The 25,369-nt window shown below is 72.4% G+C and carries 25 protein-coding genes, 1 pseudogene and 1 riboswitch; of the genes and pseudogenes, 11 read left to right on the top strand and 15 right to left on the bottom strand.

What is annotated here, in order from left to right:
- Window positions 1-660, bottom strand: a complete 660-nt coding sequence (locus AQI95_RS04300) for a TetR/AcrR family transcriptional regulator (RefSeq protein ID WP_067117547.1) — start codon at window positions 658-660, stop codon at window positions 1-3.
- A 160-nt stretch (window positions 661-820) separates the two neighbouring features.
- Between AQI95_RS04300 and AQI95_RS04295 the strand changes: the two genes are divergently transcribed.
- Window positions 821-1,606, top strand: a complete 786-nt coding sequence (locus tag AQI95_RS04295; RefSeq protein ID WP_067117544.1) for an SDR family NAD(P)-dependent oxidoreductase — start codon at window positions 821-823, stop codon at window positions 1,604-1,606.
- A gap of 111 nt (window positions 1,607-1,717) precedes the next feature.
- On the opposite strand, the gene AQI95_RS04290 is transcribed toward AQI95_RS04295, so the two are convergent.
- The 3 genes from AQI95_RS04290 to AQI95_RS04280 form a co-directional block, all read right to left on the bottom strand.
- On the bottom strand, window positions 1,718-2,683 hold the full coding sequence (locus AQI95_RS04290) for a threo-3-hydroxy-L-aspartate ammonia-lyase (protein ID WP_067118697.1): 966 nt from the start codon (window positions 2,681-2,683) through the stop codon (window positions 1,718-1,720).
- Between the two features lie 152 nt (window positions 2,684-2,835).
- The gene (locus tag AQI95_RS04285) at window positions 2,836-3,822 is read right to left on the bottom strand and encodes an aldo/keto reductase (protein WP_067117540.1); all 987 of its coding nucleotides are present in this window, start codon (window positions 3,820-3,822) and stop codon (window positions 2,836-2,838) included.
- Window positions 3,823-4,132: 310 nt separating this feature from the next.
- Window positions 4,133-4,837: an SDR family oxidoreductase gene (locus AQI95_RS04280; protein ID WP_067117537.1), complete on the bottom strand. Its 705-nt coding sequence runs from the start codon at window positions 4,835-4,837 to the stop codon at window positions 4,133-4,135.
- A 161-nt stretch (window positions 4,838-4,998) separates the two neighbouring features.
- On the opposite strand from AQI95_RS04280, the gene AQI95_RS04275 reads away from it, so the two are divergent.
- The gene (locus tag AQI95_RS04275; protein ID WP_067117534.1) at window positions 4,999-6,126 is read left to right on the top strand and encodes a 4Fe-4S binding protein; all 1,128 of its coding nucleotides are present in this window, start codon (window positions 4,999-5,001) and stop codon (window positions 6,124-6,126) included.
- 224 nt (window positions 6,127-6,350) lie between these two features.
- On the opposite strand, the gene AQI95_RS04270 is transcribed toward AQI95_RS04275, so the two are convergent.
- The 3 genes from AQI95_RS04270 to AQI95_RS04260 are packed head-to-tail and all read right to left on the bottom strand — an operon-like array spanning window position 6,351 to window position 9,258.
- A complete protein-coding gene (locus AQI95_RS04270) occupies window positions 6,351-7,214 on the bottom strand; it encodes an ABC transporter ATP-binding protein (protein WP_067117531.1) in 864 nt (287 codons plus the stop codon).
- On the bottom strand, window positions 7,211-8,224 hold the full coding sequence (locus AQI95_RS04265; RefSeq protein ID WP_067117528.1) for a FecCD family ABC transporter permease: 1,014 nt from the start codon (window positions 8,222-8,224) through the stop codon (window positions 7,211-7,213). The genes AQI95_RS04270 and AQI95_RS04265 overlap by 4 nt, the downstream gene beginning before the upstream one ends.
- Window positions 8,221-9,258: an ABC transporter substrate-binding protein gene (locus AQI95_RS04260; protein ID WP_067117525.1), complete on the bottom strand. Its 1,038-nt coding sequence runs from the start codon at window positions 9,256-9,258 to the stop codon at window positions 8,221-8,223. Before AQI95_RS04260 ends, AQI95_RS04265 begins: the two co-directional genes overlap by 4 nt.
- 64 nt (window positions 9,259-9,322) lie before the next feature.
- Window positions 9,323-9,534: riboswitch (cobalamin riboswitch) on the bottom strand.
- Between the two features lie 117 nt (window positions 9,535-9,651).
- Between AQI95_RS04260 and AQI95_RS04255 the strand changes: the two genes are divergently transcribed.
- Together AQI95_RS04255 and AQI95_RS04250 are read left to right on the top strand one after the other, a co-directional pair.
- A complete protein-coding gene (locus AQI95_RS04255; protein WP_067117522.1) occupies window positions 9,652-10,455 on the top strand; it encodes an SAM-dependent methyltransferase in 804 nt (267 codons plus the stop codon).
- 393 nt (window positions 10,456-10,848) lie between these two features.
- A complete protein-coding gene (locus AQI95_RS04250; protein ID WP_067117519.1) occupies window positions 10,849-12,327 on the top strand; it encodes a glutamate-cysteine ligase family protein in 1,479 nt (492 codons plus the stop codon).
- A gap of 6 nt (window positions 12,328-12,333) precedes the next feature.
- Here the strand turns inward: AQI95_RS04250 and AQI95_RS04245 are convergent, their stop codons facing one another.
- Both AQI95_RS04245 and AQI95_RS04240 read right to left on the bottom strand, forming a co-directional pair.
- Entirely contained in the window at window positions 12,334-13,707 is a 1,374-nt protein-coding gene (locus AQI95_RS04245) for a S41 family peptidase (protein ID WP_067118694.1), read from the bottom strand.
- A gap of 143 nt (window positions 13,708-13,850) precedes the next feature.
- Window positions 13,851-14,243 carry a winged helix-turn-helix transcriptional regulator gene (locus tag AQI95_RS04240; RefSeq protein ID WP_067117516.1) on the bottom strand — a complete coding sequence of 131 codons (393 nt, stop codon included), beginning with the start codon at window positions 14,241-14,243 and terminating at the stop codon, window positions 13,851-13,853.
- Window positions 14,244-14,388: 145 nt separating this feature from the next.
- Here AQI95_RS04240 and AQI95_RS04235 point away from each other — a divergent pair, with 145 nt between their 5' ends.
- Window positions 14,389-15,039 carry an FMN-dependent NADH-azoreductase gene (locus AQI95_RS04235; protein ID WP_067117513.1) on the top strand — a complete coding sequence of 217 codons (651 nt, stop codon included), beginning with the start codon at window positions 14,389-14,391 and terminating at the stop codon, window positions 15,037-15,039.
- Window positions 15,040-15,096: 57 nt separating this feature from the next.
- On the opposite strand, the gene AQI95_RS04230 is transcribed toward AQI95_RS04235, so the two are convergent.
- Window positions 15,097-15,255: a hypothetical protein gene (locus tag AQI95_RS04230; protein ID WP_425264865.1), complete on the bottom strand. Its 159-nt coding sequence runs from the start codon at window positions 15,253-15,255 to the stop codon at window positions 15,097-15,099.
- Window positions 15,256-15,455: 200 nt separating this feature from the next.
- Window positions 15,456-15,782, bottom strand: a pseudogene (locus AQI95_RS50285) (AzlC family ABC transporter permease); the annotation flags it as partial.
- A gap of 70 nt (window positions 15,783-15,852) precedes the next feature.
- Between AQI95_RS50285 and AQI95_RS04225 the strand changes: the two are divergent.
- Window positions 15,853-16,641: a thioesterase family protein gene (locus tag AQI95_RS04225; protein WP_067117510.1), complete on the top strand. Its 789-nt coding sequence runs from the start codon at window positions 15,853-15,855 to the stop codon at window positions 16,639-16,641.
- Between the two features lie 46 nt (window positions 16,642-16,687).
- Here AQI95_RS04225 and AQI95_RS04220 read toward each other — a convergent pair whose 3' ends face one another.
- Window positions 16,688-17,590 (bottom strand): EamA family transporter, encoded by a 903-nt coding sequence (locus AQI95_RS04220; protein WP_244188622.1) that lies wholly within the window; start codon window positions 17,588-17,590, stop codon window positions 16,688-16,690.
- Window positions 17,591-17,721: 131 nt separating this feature from the next.
- On the opposite strand from AQI95_RS04220, the gene AQI95_RS04215 reads away from it, so the two are divergent.
- The 5 genes from AQI95_RS04215 to AQI95_RS04195 all read left to right on the top strand — a co-directional run bounded on the left by AQI95_RS04215 (window position 17,722) and on the right by AQI95_RS04195 (window position 22,987).
- Window positions 17,722-18,330, top strand: a complete 609-nt coding sequence (locus AQI95_RS04215) for a flavin reductase family protein (RefSeq protein WP_067117507.1) — start codon at window positions 17,722-17,724, stop codon at window positions 18,328-18,330.
- Window positions 18,331-18,537: 207 nt separating this feature from the next.
- The gene (locus tag AQI95_RS04210; protein WP_067117504.1) at window positions 18,538-20,286 is read left to right on the top strand and encodes a carbohydrate binding domain-containing protein; all 1,749 of its coding nucleotides are present in this window, start codon (window positions 18,538-18,540) and stop codon (window positions 20,284-20,286) included.
- A gap of 104 nt (window positions 20,287-20,390) precedes the next feature.
- Window positions 20,391-21,071, top strand: a complete 681-nt coding sequence (locus AQI95_RS04205) for a TetR/AcrR family transcriptional regulator (RefSeq protein WP_067117501.1) — start codon at window positions 20,391-20,393, stop codon at window positions 21,069-21,071.
- A 7-nt stretch (window positions 21,072-21,078) separates the two neighbouring features.
- Entirely contained in the window at window positions 21,079-21,858 is a 780-nt protein-coding gene (locus AQI95_RS04200; RefSeq protein ID WP_067117498.1) for an SDR family NAD(P)-dependent oxidoreductase, read from the top strand.
- Between the two features lie 247 nt (window positions 21,859-22,105).
- Window positions 22,106-22,987, top strand: coding sequence for a DMT family transporter (locus AQI95_RS04195; protein ID WP_067117495.1), 882 nt, complete (start codon window positions 22,106-22,108; stop codon window positions 22,985-22,987).
- A gap of 88 nt (window positions 22,988-23,075) precedes the next feature.
- On the opposite strand, the gene AQI95_RS04190 is transcribed toward AQI95_RS04195, so the two are convergent.
- The 3 genes from AQI95_RS04190 to AQI95_RS04185 form a co-directional block, all read right to left on the bottom strand.
- Window positions 23,076-24,122 carry a cytochrome P450 gene (locus AQI95_RS04190; RefSeq protein WP_067117492.1) on the bottom strand — a complete coding sequence of 349 codons (1,047 nt, stop codon included), beginning with the start codon at window positions 24,120-24,122 and terminating at the stop codon, window positions 23,076-23,078.
- Window positions 24,123-24,269: 147 nt separating this feature from the next.
- Complete coding sequence (locus AQI95_RS50280; protein ID WP_351032151.1) at window positions 24,270-24,350, bottom strand: tryptorubin family RiPP precursor; 81 nt, start codon at window positions 24,348-24,350, stop codon at window positions 24,270-24,272.
- A 370-nt stretch (window positions 24,351-24,720) separates the two neighbouring features.
- The gene (locus AQI95_RS04185) at window positions 24,721-25,335 is read right to left on the bottom strand and encodes a TetR/AcrR family transcriptional regulator (RefSeq protein WP_244188621.1); all 615 of its coding nucleotides are present in this window, start codon (window positions 25,333-25,335) and stop codon (window positions 24,721-24,723) included.
- Between the last annotated feature and the right edge of the window lie 34 nt (window positions 25,336-25,369).

The raw sequence follows: 25,369 nt of genomic DNA, 5'->3' as shown, positions 1-25,369 counted from the left end.
CTAGTGCCCCTGGCTCCCGCTTTCGCCACGCGGCCTCAACGTGGTCATTCCGCCGACCAGTTGGCGCAGGCAGTCGATTGCCAGGGCGGCCGGTGAGGCCTCGCCCGTGACGCCCGCCTCCGTGTCGGCCCAGGTCTCCAGCGCGATGCGGATCGCGTCCGTGGCCGCCGCCGCGACCAGGCGCACCTGCATCGGCTCCAGATGCCCGCCCGCTAGGCGGGCCACCACCGGCACGAGCCGCTCCTCGGACTCCTGGTTGACGCGGTACCAGACCGCGCGCAGGGCGGGATCGTCGGCCGCCGCCCGCAGCAGTCCGCGGGTCCGCAGCAGCGCCCCCGCGGCCTCCTCGTCCGGCGCCGCCAACGACCGCTCCACCGCGGTCTCCAGCGCCAGCGAGAGGTCGGCGCCCGGCCGAGCCGCCTCCAGCAGGGCTCGCCAGCGGTCCGCCCCGTCGGCCAGCAGCGGGCTCACCGCGTCCTGCTTGGAGCGGAAGTAGCGGTAGAAGGTGCGCAGTGCGACGCCCGCGTGCCGGGCGATCTCCTCGGCCGTGGTCGCGTGCGGCCCCTGGGTGGCGAACAGCTCGGCCGCCGCATGCGCGATCTCGAGCTGGGTGGCGGCCTTGCGGCGCTCGGTCAGGGAAGAGGGCGGCTTCGTGCTCACCCCAGAAGGGTACGGCTCACCCCTACGGGATGGCACTCATTGACGTTATGGCAAATCGTGCCACTTAGGCGTAACGTGAAGCGAGTGAGGACGCCGGCGGGCAAGAGATCCGGCGTCGTGAAGGCCCGGCCGCACCGCGGCAGGGCGGGCAGGAGAAGACATGAACCGCTACGAAGGCCGCCGCGCGCTGATCACCGGGGGCGGCTCGGGCATCGGGCAGGCCACCGTGCTGCGCCTCCTCGCCGAGGGTGGCACCGTCGTGGCCGCGGACGTGAGCGAGCGGGGCCTGAAGGACACGGTCGAGAAGGCCGGGGCGGATGCCGGCCGGCTCACCACCCTCGTCGTCGACATCGCCGACGAGACCTCCGTCCAGGAGGGGGTCGCCGCCGCCGTCGCCGCGCTCGGCGGTCTGGACGTGCTGGTCAACGCGGCCGGGATCCTGCGCTCCTCGCACACCCACGAGACGAGCCTCGCGGACTTCACCAGGATTCTGCAGGTCAATCTCGTCGGCACCTTCCTCGTCATCCGCGAGTCCGTACCGGCACTGCTGGCGGGCCGCGACGCGGCGGTCGTCAACTTCAGCTCCACCTCCGCCCAGTTCGCGCACCCTTACATGGCGGCGTACGCGGCGAGCAAGGGCGGGATCCAGTCGATGACGCACACCCTCGCCGCCGAGTACGCCGGGCGGGGCGTCCGCTTCACCGCCGTGCAGCCCGGCTCCATCTCCTCCGGGATGACCGACGGCAGCGGCGCCAGCGGACAGAGCGCCGGACCCGGCCTGCCCGAGGATGCCGACATGTCGCTGTTCGCCAAGCTCTCCCCGGCGCTCGGGCAGGGCTTCGCCGGGCCCGAGACCGTGGCCTCGGTGGTCGCCATGCTCGCCTCGGCGGACGGCAGGTTCGTCACCGGCACCGAGATCCGGATCGACGGCGGCACCCACTTCTGAGCACGAGCACGCCGCTCCGGGTCCGGGCGAGGGCGCCCCGGCGCCACGCGACGCCTGCCGGGCCCCAGGCCAGGGCGACCAGGTCGGACGCACATGGCGTTCCCGCTGCGCTCACGCCAGAAGTTCACCGAATCGTCGCGTGTCGACGTTGCCGCCCGAGGCGATGACGCCGATGCGGGGCGGGAGGCCGTCGACGCGACCGGCCAGGAGCGCGGCGAGGCCGGTGGCGCCGCTGGGCTCAAGGACGATCTTCAGCCGTTCGAAGGCGAACCGCATGGCGGCGACGATCTCCGCGTCGCCGACCAGGGCGATGGCGTCGACCAGCCGCCGGTTGATCTCGAAGGTGATCTCACCGGGCGTGGGCAGCGCCTGCCCGTCGGCGATGGTCCTGGGCACGGGCACGGTGACCCGGGCACCGCTGTCCAACGAGCGCTTGGTGTCGTCCCCTTGCTCCGGCTCGACGCCGATGACCCGGATCCCGGGGTGCAGGTCCGTGGCGGCCGTGGCGCTGCCGGCGATCAGACCGCCGCCTCCGACGGGCACGAGCAGCGCGTCGAGCGGGCCCGTCTCGTCGAGGAGTTCGAGGGCCGCGGTGCCCTGTCCGGCGATGACATGGGGATGGTCGTAGGGCGGGACGAGGACCAGGCCGCGATCCTCGGCCAGCGCCGTGCCGAGCGCGGTGCGGTCCTCGGTGTAGCGGTCGTAGGTGACGATCTCGGCGCCGTATCCGGCGGTCGCCTCCCGCTTGGAGCGCGGGGCGTCCTCGGGCATGAGCACGACGGCACTGGTGCCCAGCTCGCGGGCGGCGAGGGCGACGGCCTGGGCGTGATTGCCGGAGGAGTAGGCGGCGATGCCCTTGGCGAGCTGGTCCGGGGAGAGCTGGGCGGCCGCGTTGTAGGCACCGCGGAACTTGAAGGCGCCGGCCCGCTGGAAGTTCTCGCACTTGATGAACACCTCGGCACCGACGAGAGCGTTCAGGGTGCGCGAGGTGAGGACGGGGGTGCGGTGGGCGACGCCTTCGAGGCGTGCGGCGGCCGCACGGACGTCGTCGGGCGTTACGGGCGATACGGGGGCCATGACGGTCTCCTCGTCCTTCCTTCGGTCCACTGAGCACCCAGTCCATTTGGACTGATTTTCCATTCCTGGACAGGAACTCTAGGAACCCGGACGCCCGTCTGTCCAGGGAACAGCCAGACGGGTGTGCGGTGACATGAGGGGTGCGGCCGGTGTCAGTGGCCGCTGATGCCCCTGGTCGTGTACGGCTCCTCGAGCTCCCGGACCTCGTCGTCGGTGAGCCGGAGGTCGAGCGCGGCGAGCGCGTCCGGGATGTGGTGCGCCTTGGTGGCTCCCACGATGGGGGCGGTGACGCCCGGCCTGGAGGCGACCCAGGCCAGGGCCACCTGCGCCCGCGGGACGCCCCGGCGTTCGGCGATCGCGGCGACGGTGTCGACGATCTGCTTGTCGTCCGGCTGGTACAGCGCGCGGCTGACGACGTCCGTCTCGCTGCGGATGCTGGCGGTGTCCCAGTCACGGGTGAGCCGGCCCCGGGCGAGCGGGCTCCACGGGATCACGCCGACACCCTGGTCGGCGCAGAGCGGCAGCATCTCGCGCTCCTCCTCGCGGTAGAGGAGGTTGTAGTGGTTCTGCATGCTCACGAACTTCGTCCAGCCGTGCCGCTCCGCGGTGTGCTGCAGCTTGGCGAACTGCCAGGCGTACATCGAACTCGCCCCGATGTAGCGGGCCTTGCCCGCCCTGACGACGTCGTGCAGCGCTTCCATCGTCTCCTCGACCGGGGTACGGGGGTCGAAGCGGTGGATCTGGTAGAGGTCGACGTAGTCGGTGCCGAGGCGGCGCAAACTGTGGTCGATCTCGGTCATGATCGCCTTGCGGGACAGCCCCGACCGGTTGGGGCGCTCGCTGCGCGCCGCGCCGTCCGCCACGGCGAAGAAGACCTTGGTGGCGATCACGACGTCCTCACGCCGGGTCAGCTCCCCGAGCGCCCGGCCGACGATCTCCTCGCTGGTCCCGGCGGAGTAGCTGTTGGCGGTGTCGAAGAACGTGATTCCCGCGTCCAGGGCCTGGCGGATGTGCGGGCGGGCGGTGTCCTCGTCCAGGGTCCACGGGTGCGGCCCCCGGTCGGGCACGCCGTAGCTCATGCAGCCCAGCGCCACCCGGGAGATCTCCAGGCCGCTCGTGCCGAGCTTGACGTACTCCATGATTCGATTCCCCTCGTCGGTACTGTCCCGCCGAGCGGGCCGCGGCACAGGTCCGCGAACCGGCGGGACGTCTCGTCAACGCGATCATGATCGTACGGCGGCGAGACCGGGCCCCGCTTCCGTTTACGGGCCGCACTCCCCTCACCCGGCCCCGGCTCCCACCCGGCACACGGCGGAGACGAGCGCCCCGCCAGGCCTCCGCCACCAGGCGCGGGGGGATCCGCCCGTCGGCACAGGGGGCCAGGGGCTCTGCCGATGCGGCCGACGGGCGCCCGCGGACGGCCGGTCGGCCATGGGGACGGCCGGCCGGCTATGCGGTCAGCTGGGGGTAGAGCGCCGCCAGGTCCCCGGAGAGCCCCGCCTTCACGTTCCGGGTGATCTCGTCGGCCAGCACCTCGTACGCCCCGGCCTCGACGCCGTCCAGGGCCAGGGCGGCGATGTCCTCCGGGACGGACTTGGGGGCGTCGACGTCCGTGGTCATGTCGGTGTCGATGTAGCCGACGTGCAGTCCGGTGACCGTGATGCCGCGTGGACGCAGTTCGAGTCGCAGGGAGTTGGTCTGCTGCCACAGAGCGGCCTTGGTGGCGCTGTAGGAGCCGGCGACGCCGAGCCAGGAGAGCACGGAGTGGACGTTGAGGAGGTGACCGCCGCCGTTGCGCTCGATGACGGGGACGAAGGCGCGGGTGACCAGCAGCGGCCCGTAGAAGTTGATCTCGAATTCGCGGCGCACGTCGTCGACCGGGGCGTCGAGGAAGGACCTCGCGCCGAGCGAGACCCCGGCGTTGTTGACCAGGATCGTGACGTCCCGGGCCTGCGCCGCCGCGGCCTGGATCGATGCGGGGTCGCTCACCTCGAGGGCGAGCGGCACGGCGTCGGGGTGGGTCACCGTGCGCGGGTCGCGGGCCGTGGCGTACACCTTCGCGGCACCGCGTGCGTAGAACTCCTCCACCAGCGCCTTGCCCAGGCCGCGGCTGCCGCCGGTGACCAGTACGACCGAGTCCTTGATCGCAGTCATGTTCCGCCTCCTATGTGAAACCGATCGGTTTCCATCACCGTAAACCGATCGGTTTCATACTTCAAGCGGGCTGGTCGAACGCGCGGAGCACCACCCCTTGCCCGGACGCCCGGCCGCCGCCATAGTAAGTTTGAAATTCCAACCCAGCCGGAAGGGGCAGGATGAGCAAGCAGGAAGCCGCCGAGGAGACGGAAGGCCGGAAGCTGCCCGCCAAACTCTCCGGCCACCCGTCCGTGCGGGCCGTGCTGGCCGCTCGATCGGCCGGCGGCCGGGCCGCGCCGCCGCCCGTGATCGACGCGGACCGGTTGCGTGCGCTGTGCCTTGAGGCCGGCGCGGACGACGCGGCGGCGGTGAGCCTGGACCATCCCGACCTCGCCGGGGAGCGCGAGCACGTCCTGGCCGCGCTGCCGGGAACGCGCTCGCTGGTCTCGCTGATGGTCCGCATGAACCGCGACAACACGCGCTCGCCCGCGCGCAGCGTGGCCAACCAGGAGTTCCACCAGACCGACGAACAGGTCAACGCCGCCGCCCGTACGGTGGCCCGGGCGCTGCAGGACGCCGGCTATCACGCGCTGAACCCTTCTGCGGGGTTTCCCCAGGAGATGGAGCGGTTTCCGGGCCGCATCTGGGTGGTGGCCCACAAGACGGTCGCCGTGGCCGCCGGGCTGGGGGTGATGGGCCTGCACCGCAATGTCATCCATCCGCGGTTCGGCAACTTCGTGCTGCTCGCCACGGTGCTCGTGGACGCCCCGGTCAGCGCGTACGGGCAGGAGCTGGACTACAGCCCGTGCGTGGACTGCAGGTTGTGCGTCGCCGCCTGCCCGGTGGGCGCCATCGGCAAGGACGGCTCGTTCGACGCCCTGGCGTGTACGACCCACAACTACCGGGAGTTCATGAGCGGGTTCACCGACTGGGCGCAGACCGTGGCCGACAGCGCGGACGCCGCCGACTTCCGTGCCCGGGTCACCGACCCGGAGAACGCGTCGATGTGGCAGAGCCTCGCCTTCAAGCCGAGCTACAAGTCCGGGTACTGCCTGGCGGTCTGTCCCGCCGGCGAGGACGTGCTCGGTCCCTACCTCGACGACCGCCGGGCCTACCTGGACACGGTGCTCCGGCCCCTCCAGGACAAGACCGAGACCCTGTACGTCCTTCCCGGCTCCGAGGCACAGCGGTACGCACAGCGCCGCTTCCCGCACAAGCCGACCAAGGAGGTCTCCGGCGGCTGGCGATCCCCCACGGGACGGAACACGCACACGCCCGACGCACCTGACACACCTGACACACCCTGAGTGCCGACGCCCTGTCCGGGTTCCGGCGGCGTTGCGTGCGGTGCGGCGACGGGGGCCTTACGGCGCGGCCCTGCTGCCGGGAGTGCGGCGGCCTGACGGCCCGTGCGGGAGGGGCGGGGACGGACCCGAGCGCTTGGATTCAACCGTTCCCCGCCCCCGGTGCGTCGGCCCGCCTCGTCACGGAACGGAGGGACGACTGACGACCGGCCGGACGAAGTTTCGACTCACCGATCTCGTTCAGACCCTCCAACGTGGGCCGCGCGCGGGCCACCGGAGCCGGGCCGCCCGGGTGACGCGCCTCGTGCGGGGCCCTGTGCGCCGCGCCGCAGGAAGCGGATCACCGGGTGGCCGTCCGCGGCGGTGACCTCGGCGGAGACGCCGTACACCCGCTTGATCAGATCGGCGGTCAGCACCTCGCCCGGGGTGCCCTCGGCGACCGCCAGTCCGCCCGCGAGCACCAGCAGCCGGTCGCAGTACATCGCGGCGAGGTTGAGGTCGTGCAGGGCGACGAGAGTGGTGACCGGCAGGCTTGCGACGAGGTCCAGCAGGTCGAGCTGGTGCTGGATGTCGAGGTGGTTGGTGGGTTCGTCGAAGAGCAGTTCGCGGGGTTCCTGGGCGAGGGCGCGGGCGATCTGGGTGCGCTGGCGCTCGCCGCCGGACAGGGTGTGCCAGGACTGGTCGGCGCGGTCGGTGAGGCCCGTGCGGTCCAGCGCCTCGGTGACCGCCCGGCCGTCGGCGGCCGTGGCGGCCGTCCAGGCGCGGCGGTGCGGGACGCGGCCGAGCGCGACGACGTCGCGGACGGTCAGCTCGGTCTGGGTGTGCGCGTGCTGCTCGACGACGGCGACGCGCCGGGCTACGGTGCGGCGGCCCAGTTCGCCCAACGGACGGCCGTCGAGGGTGACCACGCCGCCGCTGGGGGCGAGGACGCCGGCGAGCAGGCGCAGCAGGGTGGACTTGCCGGAGCCGTTGGGGCCGATCAGCCCGACCGTCTCGCCGGGGCGCAGGGTGAGGGTGAGGCCGTCCAGGACGAGCCGGTCGCCGGTGCGCCGGGTGACCCGCTGGGCGCCCAGCCCTGTCCGGCCGGTCATGCGGTCCTCCTGCCCCGATGGAGCACGGCCACGAAGGCGGGGACGCCGATGAGGGAGGTCACGACGCCCACGGGCACCTCCTGCGGGTCGAGGACGGTACGGGCGGCGGTGTCCACCCACACCAGGAAGACGGCACCGGCGAGCGCGGTGACCGGCAGCAGGCGGGCGTGCCCGGACCCGGTGAGCAGGCGGGTGGCGTGCGGCAGGACCAGGCCGACGAAGCCGATCGCCCCGGCGCAGCTGACCAGGGCCGCGGTGAGCAGCGCGGTCGCGCACAGCAGGATCAGCCGGGCGCGCCCGACGCGGACCCCGAGGGAGGCGGCGGCCTCCTCGCCGAAGGCGAACGCGTCCAGTGTGCGGGCGTGCCCGAGGCACACCCCGAGGACGGCCACCAGAACGCCGGCGCACAGCAGGACGTCGGTCCACCCGGCCCCGGTCAGCGAGCCGAGCAGCCAGAACAGCACGCCCCGGGTGGTCTCGGCGTCGGCCGAGGTCAGCACGGTGAAGGAGGTGAGCGCGGAGAACAGCTGCATCGCGGCGACGCCGCAGAGCACGACCCGGTCGGTGCTGCCGCCCAGGCTGTGGCTGAGCAGCAGCACCAGTCCGAAGGAGAGCAGTGCCCCGGTGAACGCGCCCGCCGACAACGACACCGCTCCCCCGCCCACGCCGAGGACGACGACGGCGACCGCGCCGGTGGACGCGCCCGAGGAGACGCCGAGCACGAACGGGTCGGCGAGCGGATTGCGCAGCAGGGACTGCATCACCGCCCCGCACAGCGAGAGCCCCGCACCGCACACGGCGGCCAGCAGGGTGCGGGGCATGCGCAGATCCCATACGATCCCGTCCCGCAGCGGCGCCAACCGGCTCTCGCCGAGCCCGAGATGGGCGGCGGCGGACGTCCACACGTCCGAGGCGGAGATGTCGGCCGGTCCGATGGTCACCGCGGCGGCGACGGACAGCGCCAGGGCGCACAGCCCGACGGCCGTCGACACGGTGGTACGCGGGCTCACTTGGCGAGTCCGAATGCACGCAGTCCGGCGGCGACCTGCTCGATGCCCTCGACGGTGCGGATGCTCGGGTTCATCGCCTGGCCGCTGAGCAGGACGTACCGCTTCTCGCGGACCGCCGTCAGATTGCGGGTGGCGGGGTTGGTCTCCAGGAAGCGGATCTTGGCCCGGGCGCTCTCCGCCGTCTGCATCTTTCGGGTGAGGTCGCCGAGGACGATGACGTCGGGGTCGCGGTCGGCGACGGTCTCCCAGTTGATCTGCGGCCATTCGTCGTGGGTGTCGGCGAAGACGTTCCGCGCCTCGACGGCACGGGTGATGATGCCGGGGGCACCGCAGCAGCCGGCCAGGTACGGCGAGCGGGAGTCGGAGAACCAGTAGGCGAGGGACACTCCGGAGGCGTCCAGGCCGGCGGTGGCCCTGCGCACCCGCTCCTTCAGCGCGGCGACGAGCCTCTCCCCGCGCCGCTCGACACCGAACGCCCGTGCCAGGTCGCGTATCTCGCCGTAGACGGCGTCGAGGGTCAGCGGCTCGGACCGGGAGCCGTCGCCGCCGCTCGCGTTGTCCTTGCCCTCGGCGCAGTCGGAGGGCGAGACGTACGTCGGCACGCCCAGCTTCTCGAACTGCTCGCGCTCGGCGACCCCGCCCGGGCCCAGGGTGGAGACGAACGAGGCGGTGACGAAGTCGGGTTCGGCGGCCAGGACCCGTTCGAAGGACGGGTTGTCGTCGGCGAGCCGGGGCACGCGCGCGTTCGCCTTCTCCAGCCCCTTCATCACCGGGTCGGTCCAGGTGGCGGTGGCGGCCGTCCGGTCGGCCAGCCCGAGCGAGAGCAGGATCTCGGTGGTGCCCTGGTTGAGCGAGACGGCCCGCTTCGGCGGCGCCTTCAGGGTGACCTGGTGACCGCAGTCGGTGATCGTGCGCGGGTAGCCGGAGGCGGTCCCGGCGCGGTCGGTGGCACCACGGGTGGAGCCGCCGCAGGCGGTGAGCAGCAGAGCCGGGGCCAGGAGCAGCACGGCGGGGCGGAAGGGGGTACGGAACACGGGTGTGCCTCGGAGGATGTCGGGGCTCGTACGCGGAGCCTGGCCTACGGACGTCCTCCGCGCCCGGGGCGCGAAGGTGCCAGCAGGTCTTCGGACTCGGGTTCGCCCGGACGGGACGCCTTCCCGGCAGGGGTCCGTCACCGCCCTCACGGCGGCCCGTCCCTCCCAGTGGCATGCTGTGCCCCGCCCGTCCCCCTCACCGCTGCGCGTCAGTTCCGGATTCGCACCGGATTCCCTGGCCTCGGCTGTGGCACGACTGGCTCCGGAAGGCTACCAGCACGTCCTTTCCCGCTGTCGCCGGAACTGTGGTCACCGGCTGGGCAGTTGATATGGGAAGCTTTGGCCAACCGTTTGCGGTGCCGAGGCCGTGGCGGTCGTGGAGGGGAGCCCAGTGTGACTCAGGACGGTGGCCGGGCCGTGCGCATCGACACCAGCAGGCCGCATCCGGCGCGGATCTACGACTACCTCCTGGGCGGCAAGGACAACTACGAGGTGGACCAGGTGGCGGGCGACCGGCTGGCCGCGGCGGCGCCCGAGGCACGGATCGCCGTGCGGGCCAACCGCGCCTTCCTGCACCGTGCGGTCCGCTACGTCGTCGACAGCGGCGTCCGGCAGATCCTCGACATCGGCACCGGGCTGCCCACCTCGCCGAACGTGCACGAGGTCGCCCAGGAGCTGGCCGCGGACGTGCGCGTCGCCTATGTCGACAACGATCCGATCGTGAAGGCGCACGCCGACGCGCTGCTGAGCCGGGCCGGCACGACCAGCATCGTCCTCGCGGACCTGCGCGATCCTCAGTCGATCATCGATCATCCCGAGGTCCGCCGGATCATCGACTTCGACCGGCCGGTCGCCCTGTTCCTCGTCGCCATACTCCACTTCATCCGCGACACGGACGAGCCCGAGCGGATCGTGGCCACCCTGCGCGACGCGCTCCCGGCCGGCAGCCTCCTCGTGCTCTCGCACGCGACGGGCGACTTCGCCGACGATCGCAGCGACGCCGAGGCCGTCTACAACAGCGCGACCGCCACCATGAACCTGCGCTCCCGCGACCGGGTCGAGCGGTTCTTCGACGGCTTCGAACTGGTCGAGCCCGGCCTGACCCAGGTTCCGTTCTGGCGCCCGGACGCCACCCCGGCGCCCGGCTCCGAGGAGATCGGCTTCTACTGCGGGGTGGCCCGCAAGAGCGGCGAGTGACCGGGTCCGCCGTGACCGCGTGCCGGGCGCGGCCGTCCGCGTGGAATCCCGGCCCGCCCCGGCCGGGGGACGAGGGCCGCGACCGTCCGGCCCTCGTCCTCGGGATCGTCTGAGGCCTACCACCGCCGAGGACCCGTACGGTGACCTGGCCGGTCGCCGTACGGCTCGTGGGACCAGCACCGCGTGAGACCGCCTCGCGGCCGCTCCGACGACGGCGCGTCGGGGCCGCGTTGACGCCCGTGCCCGGTGTGCCCACCCGCCGCTGGAGGTCGGTGCGAGCCGGCCGCCGCACGGGGTCGGTGCGAGCCGCCCGCATGGTGGGCGTCGTGCGATGGTGCGACGCTGGGTGGAGAGGTGTCCGACCAGGGGGACGAGGGGACTGCTGGAGGGCCGATGGGGCGCGACGTCCCGGCGCTCGTCTTCACCCGCGAGGACCGTCGCCGGTACCGGGTCAAGATGCACGCGTGCCTCGACGCGCTGGCGCAGATGCTGCGCGAGTCCCGGTTCGAGTCCGAGCGGCCCCAGGTGGGCCTGGAGATCGAGCTGAACCTGGTGGACGACACCGCCGAGCCGGCGATGCGCAACAGCGACGCGCTCCAGGCCATCTCCGACCCGGCCTGGTCCACCGAACTGGGCCGGTTCAACCTGGAGATCAACGTCCCGCCCCGGCGGCTGACCGCGGGCGGTCCCGATGCCTGGGAGTCGGAGATCCGGGCGGCGCTGAACCACGCCGAGGAGCGGGCCGGGTCGATCGGCACCCGGCTGATCATGATCGGGATCCTGCCCACCCTGCGGCAGGAGGACATCGGCGCGGAGAGCCTGTCGGAGAACCCGCGCTATCGGCTGCTCAACGATCAGATCTTCGCGGCCCGCGGCGAGGACCTGCACATCGAGATCGACGGCGTGGACCGGCTGCGCACCTATGCCGACACCATCACCCCGGAGGCCGCGTGCACCAGCACGCAGTTCCATCTCCAGGTCTCGCCCGAGGAATTCGCGGACTACTGGAACGCGGCGCAGGCGATCGCCGGGGTCCAGGTCGCCCTGGCCGCGAACGCGCCGTTCCTGTTCGGCAAGGAGCTGTGGCACGAGACCCGGGTGCCGCTGTTCGAGCAGGCCACGGACACCCGGCCGGAGGAGATCAAGGTGCAGGGGGTACGGCCCCGGGTGTGGTTCGGGGAGCGGTGGATCAACAGTGTCTTCGACCTGTTCGAGGAGAATCTGCGCTACTTCCCGGCCCTCCTCCCGCTGCGCGACGAGCAGGACCCGGCGGAGACACTGGATCGCGGCGACATTCCCGAACTCGGCGAACTCACCCTGCACAACGGCACGATCTACCGCTGGAACCGCCCGGTGTACGCCGTCTCCCACGGCGTCCCGCACATCCGGGTCGAGAACCGGGTGCTGCCCGCCGGCCCGACCGTCGCCGACATCCTCGCCAACGGGGCCTTCTACTACGGTCTGACCCGGGCCCTGGTGGAGGAGGACCGGCCGGTGTGGTCACGGATGTCCTTCTCGGCGGCCGAGGACAATCTGCACACCGCCGCCCGGCAGGGCATCGAGGCCCTGCTGTACTGGCCGGGGATGGGCGAGGTGCCGGTGCCGGAACTGGTGCTGCGGCGACTGCTGCCGCTGGCGCACCGGGGTCTGGAGCAGTCCGGCATGGACGACGCCTGGCGCGAGCCGCTGCTCGGCATCATCGAGCAGCGCTGTGTGACGGCCCGCAACGGCGCCGTGTGGCAGAAGGAGACGCTCCACCACCTCGACGCCGCCACGCGCAGGGGCCGCCACGAGGCGCTGCGCCGGATGACCCAGCTGTACATCGACTACATGCACCTCAACGCCCCGGTGCACACCTGGCCGGTGGACTGAACCGGCTCAACCGCGGCCACCCAGCAGACCGACCGCCCGGTCGAAGGCCGAGTCGCGGTTCTTGGCGAACTCCTCCTTCGTGAAGACCGGTTCGGTCAGCTGCGGCGGAATGCCGGTGCCGTCGAAGGTGCGTCCGGTGCGGGTCAGGAACTCCTCGTTGGGCAGGGCGAAGACGAGCCCGTCGGGCAGGTAGCGCACCATGACGTCCGAGAAGACGCCCTGTGTGGCCTGTCCGATGCGTACGGTCCGCCCGGGCCGGTCGATCAGCGCCTGGGTGAAGGTCTCGCCCGCGCTGACCGTGGAGCCGCTGGTGAGGACGGCGACCGGGCCGGTGTAGCGGGGCGCTGCGGCCGGGACGACGGGCACGGGTTCGGGGCGGGTGTGCCGGGCGGGGTCGGCCGGGTCGTTGCGGGCGCGCTTGGCGTACGCGGTGTACGGCGTGTCGGTGAGCCGCTGGGCGATCCGGATGCCGAGGGTGTCGGCGCCGCCGCCGTTGACGCGCACGTCGATGACGAGTCCCTTGAGGCGCTCGGTACGGCCCGCGGTGAGTACGGTGTTCAACGCCCGGTCGAGTTCGGCCTGTTCGGCGGTGTAGGGCGCGTCGTCGCCGGCATAGCCGCCGAATCCGGAGATGCGCAGATAGCCGAGGTCGCCCGGCAGGTCGGCGTAGGTGATCCGGCCCGCGCCGAAGTCCTGGCGGTGGGAGGCGTTCTTGAGGTCGCGCGCCTCGATGAACTTCTTGACCCTGGCGTCGAGTTGCGGGCTCGGCATCTGCGTGCCGGGGCGGACCTGGCCGAAGCGGCGGTCGCCGTCCACCACCACGACGTGGGCGTCGTACAGCGGACGCACCATGCGGCTGAGGATGCCGAAGAGTTCGTCCTTGGTGGTGTCCTTGTGCACCAGCGGCCGGTACCGGTCGCGGACGGCCTGCCAGTCGATGCGCTTCTGGGCGAAGAAGGGGTAGTTCTCCTCGAAGGTCTGCCAGAAGACGTCGAAGGCGGTGCGCGGGTCCGTGGCGGCCGGGCGGCCGCAGTCGGCGGGCAGGGCGCTCAGGCGGTGCAGCTTGCGGTGCCCCACGGAGCTGTCGGCGGCGAGCAGCGCGTGATCGCGGTCGTGCGCGGTGCGTACGGTGAGCGCCGAACCGTCCGTCGTCGCATAGGTGCCGGGACCGGTCTGCCGCGAGGTGTCGCCCTTCAGACAGCTGACGGACGTCGTCTGGTACTCCTGCAGCGCTCCCCCGCCGAGGACGAGGACGGTGCCGTAGCCGTCCATGCGCCACACCCCGTCGGTGGCGGGCGGGCCCGGTTGCGCGGCGGCGGCGACCGGTACCGCTGCGGCGGCAAGGGTGAGGGCGGCGACGGTGGCCGTGAGCATGCGCACGAGCGGGTCCTTCCGGCGAGTGTCCATGGGAGACCACCGTCGCCGAAATCGCCTGCCCGGCACCATCGGGCGACCTGGTGGGTCGATGCGGGGGACAACCCCCGCACGCGCTCGCGCGCCCCCGGTCACACCGCTCACCGGACCTACGCCGGTGCCCCCGCGGCCCCCTCGCGTGCCGCGCCGGGGCACGGTGGTGCGTCCGGGAGATGGAGCTTCGCCCATTCGCCCAGTTCCCGCAGCGCCGGCCCCAGGGCGGCTCCCGCGGCGGTCAGGCGGTAGGAGACGCGCAGCGGCGGGCCCTCGTCGACCTCGCGGAGGACGAGTCCGGCCGCGCCGAGTTCCACGAGCCGGTCGGACAGCATGCGCTCGCTGATGCCGGGGACGGCCCGGCGCAGGTCGGCGAAGTGTGCGGGCTGCTCCACCAGAACGGCCACGATAGGGCCGCTCCAGCGCTTTCCGAGCAGCTGGAAGACACGGGTGATGCCGTCGTCCACCCGTTTGCACGCCGCACTGTCGTGGTTCACGTCCGCCGCCATGTGATCAGGGTACTACCTCGCCGTAGGGGGATGAAAAAAAGTAAGTCCCTGTGTTAGAGATAGTTCAGTACGAAAGTTCAGGCCTCGGCGCACCGCCGTCGGTCCTGACACCCCTTGCCCGTTTTCATCCTTTTCGGGAGTCATCATGGCCACCCTGCTGCACATCGACTCGTCCGTGTTCCCCAGCGAGGTCTCGACCTCGCGCGCCGTGGCGGAGGCCTTCCGCACGCACTGGCAGGAGCAGCACCCCGACGGCACGGTCGTCCACCGCGACCTTGCGGCGCAGCCCGTCCCGCACATCACCGCCGCCGCGCACACCGCCGGCTTCGTCGACCCGGCGTCGCACACGCCGGAGCAGGCCGCGGCCTTCGCCGAGCGCGTCCGGCTGATCGAGGAGCTGGAGCGGGCGGACGCCGTGCTGATCGGCGCCCCGATGTACAACTTCACGATCCCCTCGACCCTGAAGGCCTGGCTGGACAACGTGATCCTCATCGGCCGCACCGCGGGCGAGACCCAGTCGGCCAAGGGCACCCCGGTGACCGTGATCGCCAGCCGGGGCGGCGCGTACGGGCCGGGCACCCCGCGCGAGGGATTCGAGTACGTGCAGAACTACCTCAAGGCCGTCCTCGCCGACGGCCTCGGCCTGGATGTCGACTTCATCGTCCCGGAGCTGACCATGGCCCCGCAGAACCCGGCGATGTCCGAGCTGGTCCCGCTGTACGAGGCCTCGCGCGACCGCGCCCTCCAGGAGGCCGCGACCAGGGCCAAGCAGCTCGCGGAGCGCCTCGCAGCCTGAACCCTCCGTCCCGGTCCTGGCGCCGCCCGCACCGGTGCGGCGCCCGGACCCGTCCGTTCAGCCTGCGAAGACCGTACTGGCCGGCGCGGCATGGACGGCGGTGCCGACCAGGATGCCCAGCGGGGCGTTGCGGCGCCACAGGTGCACACCGACCGTGACGGCCAGGGCCGCCGCCGGGGCCGGCACGGCGGCGTGGGTGAGCGGCAGGTCGCGCAAGCAATAACACGACGCAGCAGACTGCCCGGGAAGAGCAGCCGGGCGGTGAGCGCGCTCGGCAGGGCGAACAGCGGTGTGGGCAGGTCGCCTCGCCGGTCGCGGACGGCATCGAGCGCCAGCACCGTGAACAGCGCCGTGAGCGCGAAGTCCAGACCGGTGACACCGTCCGGGATCAGCGAACCGAGAAGCGCCCCGGCGGTCAGCGCGTAGGCCTCGTCGCACAGTGCGAAGGTGCCGTACGCCTTGCCGAGCGGGCCGTCGACCCGGCGCAGCGGGAAGGAGAGCGCGTAGAAGACGTGCCGGACGTTCACCAGGGACGCCGACACGGCGACCGAGGCCAGCAGCGCGGCGGCAGCGACCATGCCGATCAGCAGGAACTCGAAGGACCCGCCGTAGATCAGCGCACTCGACAGGGTCGCCCACCACCGGTCGACTCCCGCGTGGACGACGAGCACGCCGAAGGCGACACCCAAGATCGACTCCCATCCGACGACGAAGACGATCAAGACCGGTCCATGAGCGGCCATCATCCAGGTGTACGGTGCAGCCATCTGCTCGACTCCCCCGGTACCCGGACACCTTGAGAAGAGGAACCCGTTGGCCGCCAGCTACTTCGAGCGCATCGATCGGCAGCGCTTCAAGCCCACCCCGCACGCGAGCGGCGCCTGGGCTCCCGACGAGATGCACTTCAGCCCGCTGGCCGGACTCGTGGTCCATGCGATCGACCGGTACCGCGCCGGGCGCCCGGCGGCCGGGCTGCTGCTGTCCAGGATCAGCTTCGACATCCTGGGGCGGCCCGCCCTGGACGAGTGCGAGATCGAGGTGGAGTCGGTCCGGCCCGGTCGCACCATCGAGCTGCTGGAGGCGGTCGTACGGATCGCGGACCGCCCGGTGGTCCGGGCCCGCGCCTGGCTGCTCACCGAGGTGGACACCGGCGCCGTGGCCGGCGGTGCCGAGGCTCGCCTCACCCCGCCGGACGGGCTCGCGGGTCGGTCGCTGGGCGCGCTCTGGCCCGGCGGCCACTGCGCGTCCGTCGACTTCCGGCCGGTCGGCCCCTCGCGGCCGGGCCGCGCCGCGGCCTGGATCTCCACGGCCCTCGACCTCGTGGCCGGCGAGCCGTGCAGCCCGCTGGCGTCGTACGTCGCGCTGATCGACACGGCCAACGGCATCGCCGTACGCCGCCCCCCGACCGAATGGATGTTTCCCAACGTCGATCTGACGATCCATCTGCACCGGCAGCCGGTGGGCCGCTGGGTCGGCCTGGACACCACGGTCGTGTTCGGCCCCACCGGCCTGGGCCTGACCAGCAGTGTCCTGCACGACATCGACGGCCCGGTCGGTCAGGCCCAGCAGAGCCTCACGGTGCGCCCGCTGCCCGGGCCGTGACGACGGGGGTGGCCGCCCCCTGTTCACCCGCGTCCCCTCGCCCTGCTCACCGGCCGCTCGCGATCCGGCCAGCCGGACCGGTGTCCCCGCCGCCCTCTCCGAGAGGCTCTGTCACCGCAGGGATCGCGTCCGCCGAAGCCTCCGTCCGGGTCGCGCCCACCGCGGCGAGGCCCACCGCCGCCACCCCCGCCCACTGGGGTGCGGCCAGGTGCTGACCGAGGAGGAGCAGGCCGATCAGCGCGCCGATCGCCGGTTCCATGCTGGTGAGGACGCCGAACACACGGGGCGTGAGCCGGCGCAGCGCCTCCAGTTGGACGGTGTAGGGCAGGACGCTGGAGAGCACGGCGACCGCCGCGGCCACGGCCAGGATGCCCGGGTCCAGCAGGCGGGTGCCCGCCTGGGTGATGCCGTACGGAAGGCTGAGCAGTGCTCCCCAGGCGACGGCGAGCGCGAGGCCGCGGCCGTCGGGGACGCGCTCCGCGAGCCGCTTGCCGACCAGGATGTATCCGCCCCAGCAGCATCCGGCGACGGTGGCGCAGACGACGCCGGTCGTGTCGAGGGCCGTACCCGAGCCGCCGAGCAGGAGGACGCCGGTGGCAGCGAGGCCCGCCCACAGCAGGTCGGGGGCGCGGCGCGAGCCGCACAGCGCGACGGCGAGGGGGCCGAGGAACTCCAGGGTGGTGGCGGCGCCCAACGGCAGCCGGGCGACCGCCTCGTAGTAGGCGAGATGGTGCACGGCGAGCAGGGTTCCGGCGGCGGCCGCGACCACGAGGGTGGCCCGGTCGCCGCGGATCCGCGGCCGCCACAGCGCGGTCAGCGCGAGTGCCGCGACGGCCAGCCGCAGGGTGACCACGCCGGCCGGGCCCACGGCTGGGTAGAGCCGGGTCGTCAGCGCGGCTCCGCCCTGCAGACCGAGGATCCCGCCGAGGACGAGCCCCGGAGCCGGCACGGCGCCGAGCCCCCGGCCGACGGCGCGCGCGGCACGGGCACGCGGGGTGAGGTACTGAGCGATGGGTATCGAACTTCCTGTGCGACTGCCCTCGCACCTTAGGCCCTGCCGTCAGGGCATAACGTGCTCTCATGCGCGTCGACTACTCACCCGACTCCCTGCCGGCCGGGGCGTTCTACCGTCTGCTCACGGCCGTCGTCGTCCCCCGGCCGATCGCCTGGGTCTCGACCCTCGCCCCCGACGGCGGGCCGGCGAACCTGGCCCCGCACTCGTTCTTCACCGTGGCCTGCACCGATCCGCCCATCGTCCAGTTCACCTCGGTGGGCCGGAAGGACTCGCTGCGCAACGCGGAGGCGACCGGCGAGTTCGTCGTCAACTTCGCCCCGGAGCCGCTCTTCGCCCAGGTCAACGCGACCGCGACCGACTTCCCGCGCGACCGGGGCGAGTTCGACGCCGTGGGCATCGAGCGGGAACCGTCGCTGCGGGTGCGGCCGCCGAGGGTGGCGGCGTCTCCGGTCGCCCTCGAGTGCACGCTGCACTCGACGCTGCGCCTGGGCGATTCGACGGTGGTGTTCGGCCGGGTCGTGCACGCCGTGGTCAGCGAGGACGTACTGGTGGACGGCCGCCCCGACATCGGGCGGCTGCGGCCGCTGTCGCGGCTGGGCGGTAACGAGTGGGGCACGGTGGGCGACGTCCATGAGCTGGCCAGGGTGCCGTACCGGGACCGCGGCCACGACTGAGCCACCCGTCTCCTCAGGCCGGCACCCCTCACCATCCGACTGAGGTGCTGTCGTCAACTCCCGCCAGGATCCAACCGGTTGGTTCTCCCATGAACGAGCAAAAGGCGGGTCCCGCACCTTGACCGAGGTTTGGTCCAGACCAATCATGGCCTAGACCAATAGCCCCGGCCGGGCCGCACAGTGTCGTTCGCTATCCGGGAGTACCCGATGACACGTCCGAGACCCGTACGCGCCCTGCTCGCAGGCCTGGCCACACTGGCCGCCTCCGCCGGGCTCGCCCTGGGGGCCGGGGGCACCGCGCACGCGGCGACCCCGCTGCCCGCACACGTCTTCGCGCCCTACTTCGAGGCCTACAACGGCGACAGCCCCGCCGCGCTCGCACAGGCCTCCGGCGCCAAGTACCTGACCATGGCCTTCCTCCAGGCCGACAAGAAGGGTTCCTGCACCCCGTACTGGAACGGCGACACCAGCACGCCCGTCGCCTCCTCCGTCTTCGGCGCCGACTTCACCACCATCCGCTCGCGCGGCGGCGACGTGATCCCCTCGCTCGGGGGCTACGCGGCCGACAACGGCGGCACCGAGATCGCCGACAGCTGCACCGACGTCGACTCCGTCGCCGCCGCCTACGAGAAGATCATCACGACGTACGACGTCTCGCGGCTCGACATGGACGTCGAGGACAACTCCCTCACCGACACCGCCGGGATCGACCGCCGCAACCAGGCCATCAAGAAGGTCCAGGACTGGGCCGCCGCGAACGGGCGCTCGGTGCAGTTCTCGTACACCCTGCCGACCACCACGACCGGGCTCGCCGACAGCGGCCTCGCCGTACTGCGCAGCGCGAAGAACGCGGGCGCCAAGGTGGACGTGGTCAACATCATGACGTTCGACTACTACGACGGGGCCACGCACCACATGGCGACCGACACCGAGACGGCCGCGAGCGGACTGCACGACCAACTCGCCTCGCTGTACCCGAACCTGTCGGACAGTCAGCTGTGGAACCTGATCGGCGTGACCGAGATGCCCGGCATCGACGACTACGGCGCCGCCGAGACCTTCACCACCGCCGACGCGACGAGCGTCTACGACTGGGCGGTCGCCAAGGGCATCAACACCCTCTCCTTCTGGGCCCTCCAGCGCGACAACGGCGGCTGCCCCGGCACCGGCGGTTCCGACGCCTGCTCCGGCATCGCCCAGGACACCTGGTACTTCAGCCACACCTTCGCGCCGTTCACCGGCGGCACGACGACCCCGCCGGCCGACGACTTCGCCGTCTCGCTGTCCCCCGCGACCACCTCGGTCGACCCCGGTGCCACCGCGACCGCGACGGTGAAGACGTCCGTGACCTCCGGCAGCGCGCAGAGCGTCGATCTGGCGGTGAGCGGCGCGCCGAGCGGAGCGACCGCCTCCCTCAGTCCGGCCTCCGTCACGGCGGGCGGCACCTCCACACTCACCGTGAAGACGGCCGCCGGCACAGCACCCGGCACCTACACGCTGACCGTCACCGGCACGGCCGGCTCCACCCGGCACAGCTCCGCACTCACCCTGACCGTCAACGGATCCGGCGGCTCGGCCGTCCTCGCCAACGGCGGCTTCGAGAGCGGCTCGCTCACACCGTGGACCTGTGACGCCGGGGCCGCGGTCGTCTCCTCCCCCGTGCACGGCGGCTCGCACGCACTGAAGACCACGCCCTCGGCCTCACAGACCGGCCAGTGCGCGCAGACCCTGACCCTGAAGCCCGACACCGCCTACACACTGAGCGGCTGGGTGCAGGGTCCGTACGCCTACCTCGGCGTCAGCGGGGGCGCAACGGCCAGTTCCTGGGCCTCCTCCTCGTCGTGGTCGAAGCTCACGGTGCCGTTCACGACCGGCACCTCGGGCACGGTCACGGTGTACGTCCACGGCTGGTACGGCCAGGGCGCGGTGTCCGCCGACGACCTGAGCGTCAGCTGATCCCGCTTCCGTTCGGCCCCGCCCGCTGCTCACCGGGCGGGGCCGAGTCATGTCCCGGAGAGACAAGTGTCCCCTCGGGACATTACTAGGTGTACGGTGAAACCATGACGGCGACGCAGCCACCCGAGCCCCTCTCCGACGCCCCCGAGGACCGTCGGCGCCGCAGGGCGCGCCGGACCCGCACCGCGCTCGCGGCGGCCGCGTCGGAGCTGATCCTGGAGCGCGGCCTGGCGGAGACGACCGTAGAGGCGATCGCGGACCGCGCCGATGTCACCCGGCGCACCTTCAGCCGTCACTTCACCGGCAAGGAGGACGCGGCGCTGGACTTCGTCCGCGCCGACGGCGACCGCATCAACGCGCTGCTGCGTGAACGCCCGCCGCAGGAGCCCCCGTTGCTCGCCTACCGCCGGGCCGTCCGGGCCTGGCTCGCCGACCGGGACTCCCCGGCCTGGCACGCACGCCCCGCAATGCGGCGCCTGCTCGCCCTGCTGGAGCGCGAGCCCACGCTGTTCGCCGCCTACGAACGCATCCGGGTCGACGCCCAGGAGGAGTCGACCCGGATCATCGCCGCCCGGCTCGGCACCGACGGCCTGCGGGACCTGCGCCCGGCCGTCGTCGTGGACGCCGCCGCCGGTGTCCTCGTCGCCGCGCTGCGCCTGTGGGCGCGCGGCGGCGCGGACCACGACACGGGAGCCGCAGACCTCGCCGCTCTGGTCGAGCGGGCCTACGACGCCCTGACCACGGAGGCCGCGTCCGCGGCCGCCGACCGCACCCCCGAGAAGTGAGCGCATCATGACCACGCCGCCCCTGCCCGACTACGCCACCGAGTTCACCGGCCGTACCGCCCTGGTCACCGGCGCCGCCTCCGGCATCGGCCTGGCCACCGCCCGCCGGCTCGCAGCCGGCGGCGCGCACGTCGTCCTCGCCGACTTCCACACCGAGGCCGCCGAGCAGGCCGCGGCCGACCTGACCGCCGAGGGCGCCTCGGCCGCCGCCGTGCACGTCGACGTGACCGAGCCCGCGTCCGTGGAGGCGGCGGTGGCGTTCGCCCAGGACGCCTTCGGCGCGCTGCACCTGGCCGTGAACAACGCCGGCATCGGCGGGCCGAGCACACCGACCGGCGCGTACGACATCGAGGCCTACCAGCGGGTGATCCGCACCAACCTCGACGGCGTCTTCTACTCGCTGCGCTACGAGCTTCCGGTGCTGGAGGCCGCGGGCGGCGGCGCGATCGTCAACGTGGCCTCGATCCTCGGCTCGGTGGGCTTCGCCGGCTCACCCGCCTACGTCGCCGCCAAGCACGGTGTGGTCGGTCTGACGAAGACGGCCGCCGCCGAGTACGCCGCCCGCGGCGTCCGTGTCAACGCCGTCGGACCCGGCTTCATCGAGACCCCGCTGCTCGGCACCTCCATGAACGAGTCCGCGCACCAGGCCCTGGTGGCCCTGCACCCCGCCGGCCGCCTCGGCAGGCCCGAGGAGGTCGCCGAACTCATCGCCTTCCTGCTCTCCGACCGGGCCGCCTTCGTCCACGGCAGCTACCACCTGATCGACGGCGCCTACACCACCGTCTGACCCGCGGCGCACGCAGGCAGCAGGAGCCCGCCGTGCCGGTGCACGCGGAGGCCTTCTCCGCGGCACGAGGCGCCCGTGGCCCATCGGCGCCTGCGCGACGGCACCGTCGACGTGCCGCGCGGTCACCCTGCGCCACGCACAGCTTCCTGGACCCCCGCCGCCCGATCCGGCGCCGGGGCGCGGGCTTTCGTAGGCTGAAGAGACCCGAAGCTCCTCCGGGAGGCCGTGCGCAGGCAGGAGACCGGTCGTGATCGAACTGGCCGCGGCGTTCGCCGTCGCGGGTGCGGCGAGCAACGCCGTGGGCACCGCCTTCCAGCGCAAGGCCGCGTCCGCCAGCAGTCGCGGCGGGCTCCGGCTGCTCGCCGAGCTGGTGCGCCGCCCGTTCTGGGTGATCGGCATGTGCGGTGTCGTCTGCGCCGCGCTGTTCCAGAGCCTGGCCCTGGTCAACGGCCCGCTCTCGCTGGTCCAGCCGCTGTTCATCCTGGAGCTGCCCTTCGCGCTGCTCGTCGCCGCCCCGCTGATGCACAAGCGGCTGCCCCGCTCGGGCTGGTGGGGCGTCGGCGGCTGCGTGGCGGGCCTCGCGGTCCTGCTGATCGCCGCCGCCCCGCACGGCGCCGTCGACCACGCCCCGCTCACCCGCTGGATCCCGGCCCTGTGCCTGTGCCTGGGCGGGATGGCCGCGGCCGTCGTCCTGGCCGGCCAGGGGCACTCGCCGGCCCGGCGCGCCGCGCTCCTCGCGGCCGCGTCCGCCACGGGCAACGCGCTCACCGCCGCCCTGCTGAAGTCGGCCACCGGCACCTTCGCCGACCACGGGTTCACGGCGTTCCTGCGGTCCTGGCAGACGTACGGCTTCGCGCTGACCGGCGTCGCCGCCGTGGTGCTGCTGGAGAACGCGCTCCAGGCCGGTCCGCTGGCCGCCGCGCAGCCCGCGCTGACCATCGGCGACGCCGTGGTGAGCCTGACGCTCGGGATGACCCTGTTCGACGAGCGGATCCGCACCGGCTGGTGGCTCGTACCGGGGGTGTGCGGTGCGCTGCTGATCGTGGTGGGCGTGGTGGTGCTCAGCCGGGCCGTCCAGCACATCACAGTGGTGCCGGTCCCGGCGGAACAGCGCCGTCTGGCGACCTGAGCCCGGCCTGGGCGGGCGGGAGGGGGCGCCGCCCGACCGCGCCCGACCGACCGCGCCCGCGCGGGCCTGCCGGTGGCGAGCCGTGCGGTCAGCGGGGGTGCGTCAGCCGTACGTCCGCCACGCCCAGCAGGCCGAGCAACGGGACCTTTCCGCTGCTCCGGCCGGGGTCGACGACGAGTCCCGAGCCGCGGACCCGGTCCAGCAGCAGCTCGGCGAGCGGCATCACCATGTGCCGGCCCCAGCAGCGTTCGGAGGAGTGCCCGAAGGGCAGGTAGCCCGGAGCCGTGTCGGGGTCGAGGTCGTTCCAGCGCTCCGGGCGGAAGGTGTCCGGGTCGTCCCACAGGGCCGGGTCGCGGTGGGACAGCAGGGGCAGCACCAGGACGTCGTCCCGCGCACCGATCCGGTCGTCGACGGCCGGGTACTCGGGCGAGGCGTTGCGCAGGATGTTCCAGGAGGGCGGCAGCAGCCGCAGGGACTCCAGGATGATGTTGCGGTGGGGCACGGCTTCGTCGAAGGGCGCACCGAGCCAGAGCGCATTGGCCACCAGCGTGGAGACGGTGAAGCACACGGGAGCGGCCGCCCTGCGGTACATGCCCATGGCGTACCGGCGTTCCTGGTAGCCGGTGGCCTGCGCGGCCCGGCCCGCGAGAGTGGTGAGCCGGTCGCCCGGCCGGGGCCAGCCGGGCAGGGCGGCGCCGATCGCGATCACCGACCAGGTGAGTTTCGGGGTGAGTTCGAGATTGCGACTCATCAGCATGCGCAGCCGGTAGGGGTCCTGGCCGAGGATGAGGTCGCGCAGGAAGAGGTGCCCGGTCAGCGGCCAGGATCCGGCGAGGTCCACGTCCTCGGGCAGCGGCCCGGCCAGGGCTTCGCGCACGTCGTTGCCGATCGTGCGGGTGACCGTGGACGCCTCGGCGCGCGTGATGGAGCGCCCGTGCAGCGGCTTGAAGGTGGGACGTTCGGTCTCTGTCGCCCGGCGCGCGGCGAGGATGCGATCGGCGACCTCGTGTCCTGCGACACCGATGGTGTCGGGTTCCAGCCGGAAGACGTCCTGTCCTGTGTGGGCGCCGATGAGCGCGGCGAGCCGCGGGGCGAACACGGTGGTGCGCGCACGTGTGACGGATGACGGCGGCATGGATGCTCCCGGTGGTCAACGGGCAGTCGGGAAAGGGCGCGTGAGAGGACAGGCTGCCGCGCCCGGCGTACCACCGTTGTCCGGCCGGGTTGTGACCACGCTCGGCCGGACAACGATGTCACCTCACCTGCGCGGCGAGGCCTCGTATCAGTACCAGAGGTACCAGGCGTTCGCCTTCAGGCTCTTGGTGGCCGCGACCTTGTTGCGGATGGCGAAGAGAAGCTTCATCACTGCACCTCCTGGAGAGGGTGGACGAGTGACACACGACGAAGCCGGAACCTCAGGTCAAGATCGTGTGCCGATGACTTCGGAACACTTCCCTCGTCCGACCGGCCGATAATCGCCCCAGCGATCAAAATCCTTCAGACATGGCCGATTTCAGACCTTCTCCGTTCATCGGCGCTCCGCTTTGACCACGCCCCCCGGAGTGTGCACGCCCCACACCCGCACCGGCCCAAACGTGCTGGTGAGGGAACGCGCCCGCCGTCCGGATGCCGGACGGCTCGGCAACGGGAGCGGACACCTGAGGGTTCGGCGTTCGACGGTTCAGCGGTTCAACGGCCGAAGTCCTGCCGGAGTTCGGCCGGATCCGCATGGCTCACCGACTCGCGATCCCGTCGATCCAGGACCGCAGGCGCTCCCCCTGGACGGCCATCAGGTCCGGGTCGCGCAAGGTGTTGGTGAGGACGGACATGCCCTGGTAGGCAGCGACGAGTTCGACGGCGAGAGCGGCGGCGTCGGCGCGGCGCAACTGCGTGAACTGGCACTCCACCCAGTCGAGCAGGGCTCGCATCACCTTCGCGGCGGCCCGGTCCAGGCCGTCGTCACGCTTGTCCAGCTCGGTGGCGAGGGTGCCGAAGGGGCAACCGAAGCGGGCCGCGGTCTCCCGCTGGTCCACCCAGCCGGCGACGAGCGTCTTCAGCCGAACCGCCGGGTCCGGGAGAGCATCCAACTGAGCAGTGAGCGCGTCGAGTTGCTCGCAGTGGGCGGCCACCGCGGCTTCGACGAGCTGATCCTTGGCCTTGAAGTAGTAGTAGACATTGCCGAGCGGCACCTCGGCCGCACGGGCGATGTCGCCGAGGGTGGTCTTCTCCACGCCCTGCTCATGGAAGACCTGGACGGCCGCCCGCACCAGACGCTCACGCTTGCCGCTCCGCCCCGATCGCCCCGGCCTCGCCGTCTCGGCCGTCACCGCAGATTCTGAGTCAGTCACCTGACTAAGGATAGACACCGAAGGCCGTCGCGGG

The sequence above is a fragment of the Streptomyces yokosukanensis genome, assembly GCF_001514035.1.
GTDB lineage: Bacteria > Actinomycetota > Actinomycetes > Streptomycetales > Streptomycetaceae > Streptomyces > Streptomyces yokosukanensis.
The sequence above is the reverse complement of the archived record's forward strand: the minus strand, read 5'-3'. Positions and strand labels throughout refer to the sequence as shown.